Genomic DNA, 17586 nt, shown 5'->3' with positions numbered 1-17586 from the left:
AGACAACGTCTTTCCTTGTTTCGAAAATTTTTAACAATGATCGCAAAATTGGCTTTACTGATGTTTCTAAAGGCTAAAAATTTTTGGAAGATCAATCTCACAGTCAATTCACAGCACATCAATAAATGGTTTGGCCATCGCTGAGCCAAATAGCATATCAGCTAAACGCTCGGTATCAAGCTGCAGCCACTAGGGCTTGGCATGATTTTTTTGAATCACCTCAATTAAACAGTTCCGGCAAATGGCTCTCCAGTTTATAAAAGGCGTCAGACCTGCTGTTATTAAAATCTTTGCTATTAAATTACCCTGTACATTGAGTTGTCTTGTTTAGCGATTCTGTAGCCTCTGCCTGCATTTGAGTATAAAAATGTATGAGTTCAGTGAGACCTCAGGCATCTGTCTCTAAATATGATTAATCTGAAAATACCAAGCAATCTTTTCAAGTTTTCATAAAATCGTATGGAGAACATACATGACCGAGCATAACAATACTCAACATGATAATCGTGAAAAATTATGGGAATTGATCAAGGATGTCCTACACCATGATCAGCCATTTAACTGACACCCATGAAATCCATTCCCAGCCAATGACCATGCTGAACTCCGAACAGATGAATGAACGTCAAAATTTATATTTCATCCTGCGTAATACCAATGATCTGGTCAAAGCAGCAGAAACAGGCCGTGGTCAAATTGGATTGTCTTTTGCAAAACCATCAGATGGTATTTATGTGTCAATCAGTGCCCATGCCCAGATTAGTACCGATCGTATTCTGATTGAACAGTTGTGGAATCCATGGGCAGAAAACTGGTTTGAAGGCAAGGATGATCCGACTGTACGGGTATTGATTGCTGAAGCAGTCAGCGCAGAATATTGGAATGTAACAGACAACAAAGTCACCCAGCTTTTTAAAGCCTTAAAAGGCGGCGTTACCGGTGAAGCGGGCGAACCGCATGCAGAGCATCAAAAAGTGAATTTACAAGGCAATATCTGGTGAGTAACGAGATTTAGCCTCTTTATATTAAGAGGCTAAATTTTTGATATATTTAATTTTAAATACTAATGTAATTTTACTGTAATGACATAAAAAATTATAACTTTTGCTTGCCTTAATCTGCTCTCTTAAAAATATAAGCTTGAGAAAATCAGCTTAATATCTGACTAAAATTTAACTAGAAAATGATTATTCCTCAAATACCAAAGGCTGCCATGGTAGCCTTTGAGCATTCAATCAAAAAATTAATTTGAAAAATTAACTGACTCGCTTCATCTCTTGAAGTTTGGCAACTTCCTGCTGTTTGAGTAAATTACGCTGAATCTTGCCACTCGATGTTTTAGGCAAAGATGTCACAAACTCAATTTCTTTCGGATAGGCATGTTTGGACAATCTTGAACGTACATAACTTTGCAGTTTTAACATTAAATCCTCAGTAGCCGGATAAGCCGATTTAAGCACCACAAAGGCTTTCACAATTTCTGTCCGTTCTGGATCTGGTTTACCGACGACTGCAGATTCAAGCACTTCTTCACATTCCAGCAAGGTACTTTCCACATCAAAAGGCCCTACACGATAGCCCGAAGTTGTAATGACATCGTCCGCACGCCCAATAAAATCAATACCGCCATATTCATTCAGTTTTACAGTGTCACCGGTTAAATAATACTGCCCGACAAAAGACTTTCGATTATGACCGGCATAGCCTTTAAACCATATCAAGGGTGAAGCCGAACAGTCAATTGCCAAGATTCCAATCCCGCCTTTTTCGACTTCCTGATGTTCTGCGTTCAATACCGCAAAGCGATGCCCCGGAATCGCAAATCCAGCTGAACCCACTTTTTTATGATGCTCCAAGCCATGATGATTGGCGATCACCATACCGAGTTCAGTCTGTCCATATTGATCATAAATATTCACATTTAAATCATGATTGAACCACTGGATCACTTCAGGCGTAAGCGGTTCACCTGCACTACTGACCACACGCAAATGCGAACTGATGCCTGCATCAAATTTTTCTTTAAAGCCAAAGAACATCCGGAATGCAGTTGGCGAGCCAGTCAGGTTACTGACTTTATATTTCTCAATGATATGTACAGCATTATCGACGCTAAATCCACGTTCATCCATAATGATGCTATGACCTAAACTGAGCGGGCCCGCAATGCCATAATATAGTCCATAGGCCCAACCTGGGTCGGCCAGATTCCAGAAGGAATCTTCTTCTCGCAGATCTACGGCGTGCAGCATATAGCCTTTAAAGGCCAACAACGCTTTTAAAGGTACAGGAACCGATTTTGCCAAGCCTGTGGTGCCTGAAGTAAACATCATCAGAAAAATATCATTAAATTGGCCACTCACTGGCTCAAACTCTTCTGACTGCTGCTTTAACTCGGTCCAAAAGTCAGCATCCGGATAATGATCTGCCACTGCCTGATGTACGGTCAGAATATTTGGAATATTCAGATCATGCAGTTTCAAGCGCTGCTCTTGATCGGTGACAATCAGTTGAGTAGCGGCTGTACTCATACGATGCTCAATTGCTTTACTTTCAAAGGCAGTGAACAAAGGCTGATAGATAGCACCGATCCGCCAGGTGGCCAAAATAGTAATTAAGAGTGCAGGTGTTCTTGGCAGTAGTCCAGCTATACAATCTCCTGCTTTTAAACCCAGAGAATGCATATAATTGGCCAGCTGTCCTGAAGCAGTTGCCAATTGTTCAAATGTCCACTGCTCTGTTTGACCATTTTTGCCTTCCCAGATCAGTGCGGTTCGGTTTTGGCCAAGGTAACGTCCACAACATTCAGTATAGGCATTGATGGACTCTGCATTTCCAGCCAGATGTTCCTGAACCATATTTTCAAAATTGAAATCAACATATGCTTGTTCTAGTGTCTTCATGACGACAACCTCTATCCTGTTGTATTTTTCAGGCGACCTTGCCTGAGTGTGTCCACTTATCGTTGTTGTTCCTGCTGATTCCATCAGCATAGTTTCTTCACATCTAATTCATGCCTGATGACTAAGACATGAATCATGCTGCTTTATTTATCTTCTGCGTACTGTCTGTCTTTAGCTAATCAGGGTTGCTTGATCCTGGCAATTTCCATATCCATCAACCGAAATGCCAGATTTGAATATCGACCAAAATCTATTTTTTAATCAAAATCAACGTTGACAGACTTCACGCGCAATCACCAAACGTTGAATATCCGATGCACCTTCATAAATTTGGCTCACGCGCACATCACGGTAAATACGCTCTACTGGAAAATCAGAGACATAACCGTAGCCACCATGAATCTGAATCGCATCGGAACAGACCCGTTCTGCAATGGTTGATGCAAACAGTTTTGCCATTGAGGCTTCTTTTAAGCAGGCTAAACCAGCATCTTTTAAAGTTGCCGCATGCAAGGTCAGCTGACGTGCCGCTTCAATTTGTGTCGCCATATCTGCCAGCCTGAAAGCCACTGCCTGATGCTGCACAATTTCTACACCAAAGGCTTTACGTTCATTGGCATATTCCACCGCTGCATCCAGCGCAGCCCGAGCCATCCCGACTGATTGTGCTGCAATACCAATACGACCAGATTCAAGATTGGACAAGGCAATTTTGTAGCCTTCACCTTCCTGACCCAGCAGGTTTTCCACCGGAATCCGGCAGTTATCCAGAACAATCGTCGCGGTATCGGAACAATGCTGACCCATTTTCTCCTCTAGGCGTGACACGATATAACCCGGTGCATCGGTCGGTACCAGAAAACATGAAATGCCTTTTTTCCCTGCCAATTTATCTGTCACAGCAAAGACTAATGCGATCTGTGCATGTTTGCCCGTGGTAATAAACTGCTTGGTGCCATTAAGTACCCATTCATCGCCATCACGTTCGGCCCTACATTCTAAAGAACTGGCATCTGAACCGGCCTGAGGTTCTGTCAAGCAGAAACAACCCAGCCATTCACCGGTGGCCAGTTTAGTTAAATACTGCTGTTTCTGTGCTTCGGTGCCATAACGCTGGGTAATCCCACAAGGCAAAGAATTCTGCACACTAATAATAGTCGAAATTGCCCCATCTCCTGCGGCAATTTCCTCAAGTGCCAAAACCAGAGAAACATAATCCAGACCTGCACCGCCCCATTCTTCAGCAACGGTCATACCCAGTGCGCCAAGCTCACCCAGTTCTTTGAGTTCTTGTGCAGGAAATTGTGCTGTTTTATCGCGTAAGGCCGCTGTTGGTTTCAGTTTCTGCTGCGAATAATTGCGCATCATGTCCTGAATCATTTTTTGTTCATCATTTAAAATCATTGAACTTCCCTTTCTATATCTATTTTATTTACTTCAAGCTTTTTACTATTGAGATCGTTGGAACGTCAGTTAAGGCGGCATGGATGTCGCCTGCGAAACTGAGATACAGGGATGTATCTTCAGTTTCGCAAAGGATTTTTGTTTCTTTTGATCCTTCAAAAGAAAATGCATGCTTAAACAAAGTCATTTAAATTCAATGAGAAACTGGCAGCTGTGCAAATCATCATGTCCTATATAAATCGAAGACTTATTTAGGCTGCATGCGAATCGCGCCATCCAGACGAATCACTTCACCATTTAAATAGCTATTTTCAAAAATATGCCCCACCAGCTGGGCAAATTCCTGAGGTTTAGCCAAACGTGATGGGAATGGCACCATTTGTCCCAAAGCATCCTGAACATTTTGCGGCATACCTTTTAGCATCGGGGTTTCCATAATGCCCGGGGCGATGGTCATCACTCGAATGGCTTCACGTGCCAGTTCACGAGCCAAAGGTAAAGTCATCGCCACCACTGCACCTTTGGAAGCAGCATAAGCGGTCTGGCCAATTTGACCATCATAAGCGGCGACCGAAGCGGTATTTACAATCACGCCACGCTCTTCTTCACCAGATTGCAGTTCATATTTTGCAATTAACGCCGCTGCATGACGTAGCATATTAAATGTGCCATTCACGTTAATATTCAGCACTTTTTGGAACATCGCCAATTCATGAATACCGTTACGCCCCAGCACTTTGGCAGAAGGTGCAATACCTGCGCAGTTGATCAAACCATTCAGTTGAGCATACGCATTTTCGACATGTGCAAAGAACGTTTCTACGGCCTGCTCATCGGTGACATCTAGCTGTACAAATTCAGCCTGCTCACCCAGTTGTTGCTGTAATGCCTCACCCTGCTCTTGATTCATATCGACCAGAATCACTTTGGCACCGTGTGCAACCAGATGCGTGGCTGTCGCTGCACCCAAACCCGATGCTCCCCCGGTAATCACAACGACTTTTCCCTGAATTTTCATATTTCTTCCCTGATAATTTTCTATTTGAGATACGACTTAATATGCAGAGTAAACAGAGTTTTTATTCTGTACAATTTCCAAATATTGCATCTTGCCTGAGGTATTTGGACAATAAAAATGAGGATGTCACACTGAACATGCATAAGCCTGCACTGGAATATAGCAAAGGGACTATTTCGATCGACTTGGTCAAGGAAGCCTTGCTCGATGCCAAACGATTAGAATTTGATATCTCTACTATTCTGAAAAAAGCCAATATTCCAGCCGAAGTACTCAATGCACCTCAAGCGCGCGTGTCGGTAAGCCAGTTTGCCCAATTATGGACAGTGCTTGCAGACAGCATGAATGACGAATTTTTTGGCATGGACAGTCATGCCATGCGCCGTGGCAGCTTTAAATTGCTTTCAAAAATGCTTATGCAGGCAGATACACTGGAAAAGGCGCTACAACACATTTTGCAATTTCTCAACTTGATTCTGGACGATCTGCAAAGCACGCTTCTCGTTGAGGAACACTATGCCTATATCGTGATTTATGATTTAAAATCTACAAAACGCATGTTTAGTTATGCGACCTATCTGATGCTGATTCATACCTTGATCTGCTGGTTAAGTGGACAACGGATTTTGCTGAATCAGATTCAATTAAAATGTCCTGCACCACTCGATGATTTTGATTATAAAGTCCGTTTTTGTGAACAGATTGAATATCAGGCCAATGAAAACTATGTGCAGTTTGATGCAAGCTATCTGCAACTGCCGATTAAGCAGGATGCTCAATCCTGGTATCAGTTTATTCAACAAACGCCTCACAATTTATTGGTGCGTTTTAAAAATCCTTATGCACTCAGCACCCAGATTCGCAGACAGCTTCTGCAAGTTTCACCGTCAGAATGGCTAGAACTGAATGATCTTGCCTCAAAAATGAATATGTCCGAGGCGACCATGCAACGGCGTTTAAAAAGCGAAGGGGTCAGCTACCAGCAATTAAAAAATGAAATACGCAGGGATACCGCAATCGAATTATTGACGCGTACTGAGCAAAGCTTGCAAGACATCAGTGACCAGCTCAACTTCCAGGAATCCAGCGCCTTTCATCGTGCCTTTAAGAAATGGACTGGAGTCAGTCCGGGAGCTTATCGTCAAAATAATATTAGATAATTTATATAAATTGATACTTAAAAAATATTAATAAAATTTTATTGAAACTTAAGTTCATATTTTTACTGTGATTATAAATTTCAAGCCCTGCAGCATATATTAGCAGGACTACACAGTCATCCAGAAAGCTTTGCAATTCGCCTGAGAATAGATTATTTTTCACTCACTTTATAGCACTTTGCTATTGGCTGTACTCCCAAATTTTCTCCTAAGTTGAAGGTATTTTCATGTTAAAGATGACTGATGTTCTTGAACAGAATCTTGTTCAAAACTTCGCCAATGCTTTAGTTCATTCAGCTGATCAAATCTCTGAACAGCTTAATCAAGCTATTTTAAGTGCCTCTGACTCAGCGCTTAAAGATGTTGTGGTTCAGTTCTTTAACCGTGTTGATGCAACTGAAACTGCGGCAGCCTTAGAAATTCCGGCAGATCGCATTGTCGCCCTGCAACAAGGTATTGCGCTCAAAGATGAACAATACTTGGCAGATACCGTGAAAGTTGTAGCGCTTTGTCTGGCAATGGAAACCGGTGGCTTAGATCAAGTCGAAGTCTATGACTGCCTGCAAGACTATCCGATGTAATTCTTTTAAAGAATTTAACAAAAGTGATGCTCTGGCATCACTTTTTTCTTTATAGGATAGTAATAGAATGTCATTAAAAATACTGGATATTTCAGATGTTAATCTAAGAATTTAAAAAACCAAAAAAAAAGCGACCAAATCGGTCGCTCTTTTCATAAAGAAGGATTAAAAATTAATGCGGCCACTGACCCAAAGTCACCCGATCATTACCGCCATAATCTTTTACGGTACGGACCTTTTTATAACCGGCCTGCTTAAATAGATGCTGCACGGCATCAGCCTGATCATAACCATGCTCAAGCACCACCCAGCCATTGACGGTTAAATGCTTTTTGGCCTGAATAATAATGTCTTCCAAATCAGCCAAGCCCTTTTTCTGAGCAACCAAGGCACGTTCCGGCTCAGTTGCCAAATGCTGCATATGTGCATCGTTCGCATCGATATACGGCGGATTTGAAGCAATCACATCAAAAAACTGACGGCCAAATGGCTTTAACCAGGAACCCAGCAAGAACTCAACATTTTCAATGTCATGCTGTTCTGCATTGTATTTCGCCACTTCCAGCGTAGGTGCATAAATATCTGAGGCAACCACTTTCCAGTCTGGACGTTCCGATGCAAGCGATAAGGCAATTGCGCCTGTACCTGTACCCAAGTCTGCCACACGGGCATCTTCAGGCAGATCCAACTTTAATACGGTTTCAACCAGCACTTCAGTATCCGGACGTGGCACCAAAGTATCTCTGGTGACTTTCAGGTCCAAAGTCCAGAATGGCTGTGAACCGGTGACATAAGCCAAAGGCTCACCGGCAGCAATCCGCGCCAGACCATCCTTATAAGCCTGTTCCTGCTCCGGGCTTAATTCCTGGTCTTTTTTCATCAGCAGATCAAATGAATCAATCTTGGTGATGTGTTCCAGCAACCAGGCATTTTCCTGACGCTCATAACTTTCAGCTTCACCGCGTAAAGCCAGCGCTTGTAAAATATTCATTATCCACCATTCTGCTGTGCAAGCATGGCCAACTGATCGGCCTGATATTCGCGATGCAGGCTGTCCAGCAATTCGGTCAAATCACCTTCCATGACCGCATCCAGCTTGTATAAAGTCAGGTTAATGCGGTGGTCGGTCATACGACCTTGAGGGTAATTATAGGTACGAATACGTTCTGAACGATCCCCTGAACCAACCAGATCACGACGCATTTCAGAGGTTGCAGCATCGGCAGCAGCCCGTTTGGCATTTTCTAAACGAGACACCAAAAGTGCCATCGCTTTGGCTTTGTTTTTGTGTTGCGAACGTTCATCCTGACACTCCACTACCGTGCCTGTCGGTAAATGGGTAATACGTACCGCAGAATCAGTTTTGTTAATATGCTGACCACCAGCACCTGAGGCACGGTAAGTATCAATCCGCAAATCCGAGGAATTGATTTCTACCGAAGTATCGACATCGACTTCCGGTAAGATCGCAACGGTACAAGCAGACGTATGTACACGACCTTGCGATTCGGTTGCCGGCACACGTTGTACACGATGCGCACCACTCTCAAACTTTAAGCGACCATATACACCGTCACCATTGATCAGGCAAATCACTTCTTTATAACCGCCGTGTTCACCTTCATTTTCTGACAGGATTTCAATACGCCAGCCTTGATTTTCTGCGTATTTACTATACATGCGATACAGATCACCCGAGAAAATCGCTGCTTCATCGCCGCCGGTTCCGGCACGAATTTCCAGATAAGCAGAGTTGGCATCATTTGGATCTTTTGGAATCATCAGAATATTCAGGTCTGATTCAAGCGCTTCAATCAAAGCTTTATTTTCTTTGATTTCCTCTTGTGCCATTTCCTTAAAGTCCGGGTCCGACAACATGGCCTGAGCTGTTTCAATATCTTCTTCAGCCTGTCTGTACTTGCTCCAAACGCTGGTGATTTCTGTCAGGTCATTATGCTCACGCGACAGCTGACGAAAACGTTTATTGTCTGAAATTACTTCTATATCAGCCAATAATGCTGTCAGCTCTTCGTGGCGGTCAGAGAGTTGGTCTAATCGTAAACGTAACGATTCTTTCATTTTTTAAAAAATCTCAAAACATAGGCTGCAACTAAAAACCGATTTAGCACAGCGAAATCAAAAAATTGCGCCTAGTTTAACGATTCTGGCTTCTAATGAACATCATTATTGAGTAAGTCCACGCCGCTATCATTCTCTCTCGGCAGCATTTGTTAACAAATAAGATTAAAAATAGTGGAATTGCCTTTTTTATAATCGATCTTATGCTTATTTCTTGCAGATTTTACAATTCATCAAATAAAGCAGTAAATTATGGAGAAACATCTTCATATTATTCTGGGCATGATTTGTTACATTTTCCACATCGAAATAAATACAGTCCTGTTAATGGACACGGAGTGATGACATGAAACTCAACGCACTTTTAATGAGTACAGTTTTAGCTGCTGGTTCAATGATGGCGGTAAATGCACATGCAGACAGTACAGCACGTGTTGCAGCAGCAAGTGCCTTAGGTAGTGTTGCAGGTACAGCCCTAGGTAAAAACATGGGCGGCAATACTGGCGCTACACTTGGCGCAGCCTTAGGTGGTGCAGGCGGCGCAGCAGTGGCAAGTAGCAAAAAGAACCGTACTGAATCTGCAATCGGTGGTGCTTTGGGTGGCGGTGCAGGTTATACCGTAGGTAAAAACATGGGCGGCAGCAATGGCGGTTATATCGGTTCAGCCTTAGGTGCTGCCGGTGGTGCTGCATTAGGTAACAAGATTTCCAAAGACAAAACTGCAGAAAAAGCCAAATCACGCCACTACAAGAAAAAACGTCATTACCGTTATAACTGATCAATGCGTTAGACCTCAGACATTCGTCATTAAGAGCACCTTCGGGTGCTTTTTTTATGCTTTTCAAACACAGTCAAATTCATGTAATACATAAAATTATTCACTCAAAATCATGAATAAATTAAGGAGATAAAAATCACAATTCGTCAACACGGCCTTCATGCTGTTTGACGCTTGCTAGATTAAATTGATCTTATCAACAAATACAGCTAGATATACGAAAAGGTGTACTCATGAACTATAAATCTCTAATGATCGCTGTTGTAGCAACCTCAGCCATGGGTATGACAGCAGCCAATGCCGGTAATACCACCAATACAGCTTTAGCTTCAGCACTTGGTGGTGTGGTTGGTGCAGCCGTGGGTAATAAAATGGGTGGTACAACCGGTGCAACCATCGGTTCTGCGATTGGTGGTGGTGCTGGTGCAGCTGTTGCGGCAAACAAACGTGACCGTAATGGTGCGATTATCGGTGGTGCCCTCGGTGGTGGTGCGGGTTATGCAGTCGGCCGAAACATGGCGGGTACCAATGGCGGTTATATCGGTGCAGCACTAGGTTCTGCGGGTGGTTCAGCACTGGGTAAAAAAGTCAGTGAGGATCGCCGTTATGATGACCGCTATGACCGTCGCTACAGTTCAAAAAACTACCGCACGAATGACTATCGTTACAACAACCGTCGTCGTTAAGGCTGCACTCTCTAAGCTTCCCTCCTTAAATAAGCATCTTCGGATGCTTATTTTTTTGCCTGTTATTTTCGTTTACACTTATATCGATTTTTTTCGATATACAAATACAATGCAAAGTCGTATGCTTTTAGTCATGTCTATTTAAGAGTAATACGATGCGTACACTTAACGATACCCGGTTCTCTATCCTCGAACTGGTTCCTGTTCGTGACGATAAGACTATTCAATTCGCGCTGAACCACGCGCTGGAGCTTGCCCAGGCAGCAGAACAACTGGGTTATAGCCGAATGTGGCTGGCAGAACATCACAATATGGATGGCATTGCCAGTTCAGCCACAGCCGTTCTTTTAGGCTATTTACTGGCGAACACCAAAAGCTTAACTTTAGGCTCAGGCGGGATTATGCTCCCGAATCATGCGCCGCTGGTGGTGGCTGAGCAATTCGGAACTTTAGCGACCTTATATCCAGATCGTGTTGAACTCGGTCTGGGCCGTGCTCCTGGAACTGACCAGATGACCATGCGTGCCCTGCGCCGTGGCCGTCAGGAAACTGAAGATCAGTTCCCGCAAGATATTCTGGAAATTTTGCAATATTTTAAAGATCCAGAGCCGAATCAGCGTATTGTTGCGACTCCCGGTCAAAGCACGCATGTTCCGGTCTGGCTACTCGGATCGAGTCTGTTCAGTGCACAACTTGCAGCAAAACTGGGCCTGCCTTATTCTTTTGCTTCACATTTTGCCCCGCGTATGCTCGGTCAGGCGATTCAGCTGTATCGTGAAAACTTCGAGCCTTCCGAATACTTGGATCGACCTTATGTTTCAATGGGTGTACCGACCTGTGTGGCAGATAGCGATGAAGAAGCAGAATACCTCGCGACCAGTGCCTATCAGCGGGTTTTGTCATTGATTCGTGGTCAGACCTTAAAACTGAAAGCGCCGATAGATTCAATGGACGGTCTATGGTCACCTGCCGAGAAAATGTCGGTTGATAATTTCTTTGCCATGGCACAGGTCGGCTCCAAAGAAACTGTGAAAGCTGGGCTGGAATCGCTTTTGGCCAGATATGATGTCGATGAGTTTATCTTCACTTGTGACATCTATGACACTGACAAGCGTCTGCATAACTTTGAGCTGTTGATGCAGCTTAAAAACGGGCAATAAATGAAAGCGACATCTACCTATTCTCAGCAATGGGTAGATGTTGTATAACTTTCAAATAAAATAGCAACAATCTGTTCAACACCGTCATCCAAACTTTTTCTATTCATTCTTCTCTCTTACTTAACACCACCGCTTTTTAATCATATTTATATCTCCTGACTTAGAAAAAAATAAGCCGCTGTATTTCTGTCAAATAGATGACTGTCTAAGTTAAATTTTCTCCTTTACCCTGCTTCTGGTTTTTGTTTATATCTAAGACAAAGAAAATCAATTATTAAATAAATTCAAGGAAGTCTAATGGCCACCAAGCAAGATCTACACGCTGGCATTTTTGAAAATCATCCCGAACATTTCCAGCTGTTTACCGGAATAAATATCGCTTCTTCCGAGCTTATGAAACTGGATTATTCAAACAAAGATATTGCAATTATTGGTACAGACCAGTTTACCGTTACCCAGCTGGATAAAATTAGTCAACATGCCGGTTCGGTGAAAGTTTTTCAGATTAATCCTGCTTTTGTGCTGCCAGGTTCAGACCGCATTCTGCAACGCATTATTAATCATCCTTTAATTGGTAAAAATCGTCGTCTATTTAATAACCGGATTAAGAGTCTGCTTTCCCTCAGATTTCTGGAAAATCAGGTACAAAACCTGTGGCTAAGACGCCAGTTAATGCCAAATCTTGCATCTTCTCCTAGCACCTATCTCAAGTCAGATCATTATTATGCCGCGCTACAGCGGGAAAATTGCCAGCTGATTACCTGGCCAATCCTAAAAATTACTGAAAACAGTATTTGCTGTATCAATGGAGATCAGCATCAGGTCGATATTATTATTCATACTTATTTAGCAGAAGAATAAGCTACGTTGGGAACTCAACATGAAAAATTGATGAAATCTAGAACTCTACACCCAGGATTAATAGTGTACTTATTCAACAAATTGATTAAATAACGCTCTTTTGTATTTTTAATTATGATACTTGATATTTTTTAAATTTATAAAAATCATATATTATTTCTATAAATAAGCACTTATTGGTATTTTTTAGCTATAAAACAGAGCCAAATCAAAGTTTGGCTCTGTTTGGCTTTTTAGCCAATTCGACGTTTTAAACCCGTCATTTGCAAGACACGTGTCGAGATTTCTTCAATCGACATTTCAGAGACATTCAGGTACTTGATTCCTTCCGAAATGTAGATTCCTTCAATGGCACGCAGCTCCATCTGGCACTGGCTAAAGCTGGCATAACGACTATTGGCCTTACGTTCAGTGCGAATCGCGACGAGACGGTCTGCATCAATCATCAGACCAAACAGCTTGTTTTTATGCGGACGCAGTACCGCTGGCAAGCGATTATCGTCCAGATCTTCTTCTGTTAGTGGATAGTTGGCCACCCGAATACCAAATTGCAAAGACAAATAAATGGAGGTAGGTGTTTTACCCGAACGCGACACCCCAATCAGAATCAGATCGGCTTTATCATAATGACGCGTACGCGCGCCATCATCATTGTCCAAGGCAAAATGTACCGCATCGATACGGGCTTTATAGGAGGCAGTATCAGTCACCGCATGGGTTTGACCGACTAAAGTTGTAGGCAACACCTGCAACTCATCCGACAACTTACTGATAAGCCCTTCAAATACATCAAGATTTACGGCATTTGCGGTATTAATAATCTCCCGCACATAAGGGTCGACTAAAGTATCAAAAACCAGTGGTTTTTCACCGTCTTGCAGAGCACGCGCATTGATCTCTGCAACCACACTGGTTGCGGCTTCTTCAGAGCTAATATAAGGGATAATATGAATGTCAAACTTTACATTTGGAAACTGCGCTAATAGTGAGTGTCCAAGCGTTTCAGCGGTAATTGCCGTGCCATCCGAGATAAAGAAAACACTACGCTGAATTTGTTTACCTTCTGACATTAAAATTCTCCTCCACCATTTGTCTTAGTGCTATATAATCTTTATAGTAAACCGATCTTACATGACTGTCGCTTAGTAAAATCAAAAACCTAGATGATTTGCTATACTCTCATGCCAAGATAGTGATTAATACTGCAAAAGTGGAGTAACAACTTTGGAAGCGCGCGTAATTGGTCTGGAAAAATTAGGGAAGCACGACGTTGAACTCGTGGGTGGGAAAAACTCATCCTTGGGCGAAATGATCAGCCACTTATCCAATGCTGGTGTATCGGTGCCAGGTGGCTTTGCAACTACAGCTGAAGCATATCGTGAATTTCTCGAGCAAAGTGGCCTAAACGCTAAAATTAATGCAGAGCTTGCAGCACTAAATGTGGATGATGTGAATGCTCTTGCTGAAACCGGTGCAAAAATCCGCCAATGGATTGTGGATACTCCACTTACCTCTGAATTAGAACAAGAAGTTCGTACAGCATTTGCAGAACTTTCTAACGGCAACCCTGATATCGCGGTTGCCGTTCGTTCATCAGCGACAGCAGAAGATTTACCAGATGCTTCTTTTGCTGGACAGCAAGAAACTTTCTTGAATATTCGCGGTATTGATAACGTGCTTATCGCGATCAAAGAAGTTTTTGCATCTTTATATAATGACCGCGCAATTTCTTATCGTGTCCATCAAAACTTCGCGCATGACGTGGTTGCCCTTTCAGCAGGGATCCAACGTATGGTTCGCTCTGAAACGGGTGCTGCAGGTGTGATGTTTACCCTGGACACTGAATCAGGCTTCCGTGATGCAGTGTTTATTACCGCGTCTTATGGTTTGGGTGAAATGGTCGTTCAAGGTGCAGTCAACCCTGACGAATTCTATATTTCTAAACCGCTGTTAAATGCAGGCCGACACGCGATTTTACGCCGCAACTTGGGTTCTAAACACCAGAAGATGATTTATGGTGAAGAAGCTTCTGCAGGTAAATCAGTGGTTGTCGTAGATGTAGAAAAAGCTGAGCGTCAACAGTTCGCTCTAAACGACCAAGAACTCCAAGAACTTGCCAAACAAGCGCTGATCATTGAAAACCACTACGGTTCTCCAATGGACATCGAGTGGGCAAAAGATGGCGATGATGGAAAAATCTACATCGTTCAGGCACGCCCTGAAACAGTAAAAAGCCGTGAAAATGTCGGCACCATGGAGCGCTATCTCCTCAAACAACGTGGTACTGTGATCTGTGAAGGTCGCTCAATCGGTCAACGTATCGGTTCTGGTAAAGTCCGTATCGTGACTTCAATCAAAGAAATGGACAAAGTACAAGACGGTGACGTGCTGGTATCTGACATGACTGACCCGGATTGGGAACCAGTGATGAAACGTGCTGCTGCGATTATTACCAACCGTGGTGGTCGTACCTGTCATGCTGCAATCATTGCACGTGAACTTGGTGTTCCTGCGATTGTAGGTTGTGGTAATGCCACTGAAGTACTGGTTGACGGTCAGGAAGTGACTGTGTCTTGCGCTGAAGGTGATACGGGCTTCATCTATGAAGGTGCGCTGGATTTCGAAATCCAAACCAACTCGATCGAATCAATGCCTGCTCTTCCGTTCAAAGTCATGATGAACGTCGGTAACCCGGATCGTGCATTCGACTTCGCGCAAATTCCAAACGAAGGGATTGGTCTTGCACGTTTAGAATTCATCATCAACCGTATGATCGGTGTGCATCCTAAAGCATTGTTGAATATTGACAGCTTGCCACGTGAAACACGTGCTGCTGTGATGGCGCGTACTGCTGGTTATGCTTCTCCAATCGAGTTCTATGTAGAAAAACTGGTTGAAGGTATCTCTACTCTTGCTGCTGCATTTGCAGATAAACCAGTGATCGTGCGTATGTCTGACTTTAAGTCAAATGAATACGCAAACTTGATCGGCGGTAAGTTGTACGAGCCAGAAGAAGAGAACCCGATGCTGGGCTTCCGTGGTGCAAGCCGCTACGTGTCTGACAACTTCCGTGACTGCTTCGAGCTTGAATGCCGTGCATTGAAAAAAGTTCGTGATGAAATGGGCTTAACCAATGTACAGATCATGATTCCATTTGTGCGTACTGTGGCTGAAGCAAAACGTGTGATCGAGTTATTGGAATTGAACGGTCTTAAACGTGGTGAAAATGGTCTTAAAGTGATCATGATGTGTGAATTACCAACCAACGCATTGTTGGCCGATCAATTCCTTGAACACTTCGATGGTTTCTCTATCGGTTCAAACGACCTGACCCAGCTAACGCTTGGTCTAGACCGTGACTCTGGTATCGTATCGCACTTGTTCGACGAACGTGACCCTGCTGTAAAAGCGCTTCTTGCTCTTGCAATCCAGGCATGTCACCGTGCAGGCAAATACGTGGGTATTTGTGGTCAAGGTCCTTCAGACCATCCTGATCTTGCGAAATGGCTCATGGAACAAGGCATTGAGTCTGTATCTTTAAACCCGGATTCAGTCCTGGATACCTGGTTCTTCCTGGCTAAAGAAAAAGTGGCAACTGCATAATAGATTTTAAATAAAAAAAGACCCTTTCGCAGGGTCTTTTTTTATGAGATGAATATTCTTTTATATTTCAAAACGCTCTTCTGAAAGTTTTAAAAATATAAGTTTTTGTATTTTGTTTCTCCACATTCAAATTGTAATGACAAACAAATGCCAACAGTAAAATCATTTTTAAAGGGCAATAATTAAAGCGAATCGGATATGTTGAATGATGCACTCAAACCACCCGATCCTTGTTACACTGTTTTTGATTTGAAGCATTTTCTTCATAAATAGGATTGAAAATACTCAATTTATCTATAATCTTAACGATAAGATGGTGTTTGTTTTCAAAATAGAATTCAATACAATCTTAATTCAACCTATTATCAGTTCAAATTTATATATTGAGATTCAGTCTATATGCAGATTTACTTGGCACGAAACAATCAACAAGCTGGTCCATATACGCTCGAGCAATTAAATCAAATGCTTGCCAATCAGCAAGTCATGCTAACTGATTTGGCATGGCATCAAGGCATGGCAGAGTGGAAAGCTTTAGGTGAGCTTACCCAGGGAAAATCGGTATATCAACCTGAGGGTTATGTCGTACCAACCGCAACACCTGACACGCCTTTCCAGAACAACCCGCCTATAACAGTGTCTGGTACGCAACCACGCACCCAAGCAACTACGCAAAAAAATACACTTGCCAGTATTCCCAGCCGTATTCTGGCCAAAATTGTAGACGTGTTACTCTGGTTACCAGCGACTTTTATTCTGACTGGATTCTTCACCCCTGAACAGGAAGTCCGCTTTGCAGAATTGAACCAAGAGTTCATGAATGTGATACTCAACAGTGATGCTGATCCTACCATGGCGCAGCAACTGCAAACCCAGATGTTTGAGATGTTTTCTCAACAAGCCTGGATTGCAACTGCGGTCTATTTACTGATCATGCTGGTGATTCAAGCCTACCTTATTGCCAAATCTGGGCAAAGTATTGGCAAAAAAATGACGAAAATCAAAATTGTAGATGCTGAATCTGGTGAGAAAGTTAGCTTATTACGTGCCTTCACCATTCGTAGCGTATTCTTTATATTTCTGAATATCATCTTCATGCCCTTGAGTTTAATGATTGACTGGGCCTTCGGATTGGGTAAAAAACGTCAGACCCTGCACGATAAACTGGCAAAAACTCAAGTGGTAAAACAATAATTTTGAATCACTTAAAATGGGATGATATTCATCCCATTCTTTCTTACATAACTTTGAAATTGAAATAAAATTCCTATAAATATTCCTAAATCCCGAGCAACAAAATCGGTTTTTATTACAGGCATTTAAAGCGGCTTTAGATATAGCTTAGTTCGTCAA

General features: G+C 42.7%; 14 protein-coding genes and 1 pseudogene. 9 read left to right on the top strand and 6 right to left on the bottom strand.

The features are described 5' to 3' along the window. Positions 1–472: 472 nt before the first annotated feature. Positions 473–1001: pseudogene (locus tag FTT75_RS03710) on the top strand (pyridoxamine 5'-phosphate oxidase family protein). 255 nt (positions 1002–1256) lie between these two features. Here the strand turns inward: FTT75_RS03710 and FTT75_RS03705 are convergent. From FTT75_RS03705 to FTT75_RS03695, 3 genes are all read right to left on the bottom strand, one after another. Next, a complete protein-coding gene (locus tag FTT75_RS03705; protein WP_180185916.1) occupies positions 1257–2903 on the bottom strand; it encodes an AMP-binding protein in 1647 nt (548 codons plus the stop codon). A 267-nt stretch (positions 2904–3170) separates the two neighbouring features. Continuing rightward, positions 3171–4307 carry an acyl-CoA dehydrogenase family protein gene (locus tag FTT75_RS03700; RefSeq protein WP_100355343.1) on the bottom strand — a complete coding sequence of 379 codons (1137 nt, stop codon included), beginning with the start codon at positions 4305–4307 and terminating at the stop codon, positions 3171–3173. Positions 4308–4554: 247 nt separating this feature from the next. Further along, a complete protein-coding gene (locus tag FTT75_RS03695) occupies positions 4555–5325 on the bottom strand; it encodes a 3-hydroxyacyl-CoA dehydrogenase (RefSeq protein ID WP_005097220.1) in 771 nt (256 codons plus the stop codon). A 137-nt stretch (positions 5326–5462) separates the two neighbouring features. On the opposite strand from FTT75_RS03695, the gene FTT75_RS03690 reads away from it, so the two are divergent. Further along, the gene (locus tag FTT75_RS03690) at positions 5463–6485 is read left to right on the top strand and encodes an AraC family transcriptional regulator (RefSeq protein ID WP_180001141.1); all 1023 of its coding nucleotides are present in this window, start codon (positions 5463–5465) and stop codon (positions 6483–6485) included. Positions 6486–6712: 227 nt separating this feature from the next. Further along, positions 6713–7066, top strand: a complete 354-nt coding sequence (locus tag FTT75_RS03685) for a hypothetical protein (protein ID WP_005170516.1) — start codon at positions 6713–6715, stop codon at positions 7064–7066. Between the two features lie 172 nt (positions 7067–7238). On the opposite strand, the gene prmC is transcribed toward FTT75_RS03685, so the two are convergent. Both prmC and prfA read right to left on the bottom strand, forming a co-directional pair. Then, a complete protein-coding gene (gene prmC, locus FTT75_RS03680; RefSeq protein ID WP_180185915.1) occupies positions 7239–8057 on the bottom strand; it encodes a peptide chain release factor N(5)-glutamine methyltransferase in 819 nt (272 codons plus the stop codon). Beyond that, complete coding sequence (prfA, locus tag FTT75_RS03675; protein WP_005097224.1) at positions 8057–9145, bottom strand: peptide chain release factor 1; 1089 nt, start codon at positions 9143–9145, stop codon at positions 8057–8059. Before prfA ends, prmC begins: the two co-directional genes overlap by 1 nt. Positions 9146–9491: 346 nt before the next feature. On the opposite strand from prfA, the gene FTT75_RS03670 reads away from it, so the two are divergent. The 4 genes from FTT75_RS03670 (at position 9492) to FTT75_RS03655 (ending at position 12630) form a co-directional block, all read left to right on the top strand. Next, positions 9492–9923, top strand: coding sequence for a glycine zipper 2TM domain-containing protein (locus FTT75_RS03670; protein ID WP_005097225.1), 432 nt, complete (start codon positions 9492–9494; stop codon positions 9921–9923). Between the two features lie 233 nt (positions 9924–10156). Next, positions 10157–10609: a hypothetical protein gene (locus tag FTT75_RS03665; protein ID WP_005097226.1), complete on the top strand. Its 453-nt coding sequence runs from the start codon at positions 10157–10159 to the stop codon at positions 10607–10609. Positions 10610–10764: 155 nt separating this feature from the next. Next, on the top strand, positions 10765–11769 hold the full coding sequence (locus tag FTT75_RS03660) for an LLM class flavin-dependent oxidoreductase (RefSeq protein ID WP_159138315.1): 1005 nt from the start codon (positions 10765–10767) through the stop codon (positions 11767–11769). Positions 11770–12066: 297 nt separating this feature from the next. Then, positions 12067–12630 carry a flavoprotein gene (locus tag FTT75_RS03655; protein ID WP_159516003.1) on the top strand — a complete coding sequence of 188 codons (564 nt, stop codon included), beginning with the start codon at positions 12067–12069 and terminating at the stop codon, positions 12628–12630. Between the two features lie 233 nt (positions 12631–12863). On the opposite strand, the gene FTT75_RS03650 is transcribed toward FTT75_RS03655, so the two are convergent. Continuing rightward, complete coding sequence (locus FTT75_RS03650; RefSeq protein ID WP_005097231.1) at positions 12864–13700, bottom strand: pyruvate, water dikinase regulatory protein; 837 nt, start codon at positions 13698–13700, stop codon at positions 12864–12866. Between the two features lie 154 nt (positions 13701–13854). Between FTT75_RS03650 and ppsA the strand changes: the two genes are divergently transcribed. Then, complete coding sequence (ppsA, locus tag FTT75_RS03645) at positions 13855–16233, top strand: phosphoenolpyruvate synthase (RefSeq protein ID WP_005097232.1); 2379 nt, start codon at positions 13855–13857, stop codon at positions 16231–16233. Positions 16234–16632: 399 nt separating this feature from the next. Continuing rightward, positions 16633–17427, top strand: coding sequence for an RDD family protein (locus tag FTT75_RS03640; protein ID WP_180085873.1), 795 nt, complete (start codon positions 16633–16635; stop codon positions 17425–17427). Positions 17428–17586: the final 159 nt, after the last annotated feature.

The sequence above is a fragment of the Acinetobacter sp. YH01008 genome (assembly GCF_013420435.1).
GTDB lineage: Bacteria > Pseudomonadota > Gammaproteobacteria > Pseudomonadales > Moraxellaceae > Acinetobacter > Acinetobacter pseudolwoffii.
This window is presented reverse-complemented; position numbering and strand designations above follow the sequence as displayed.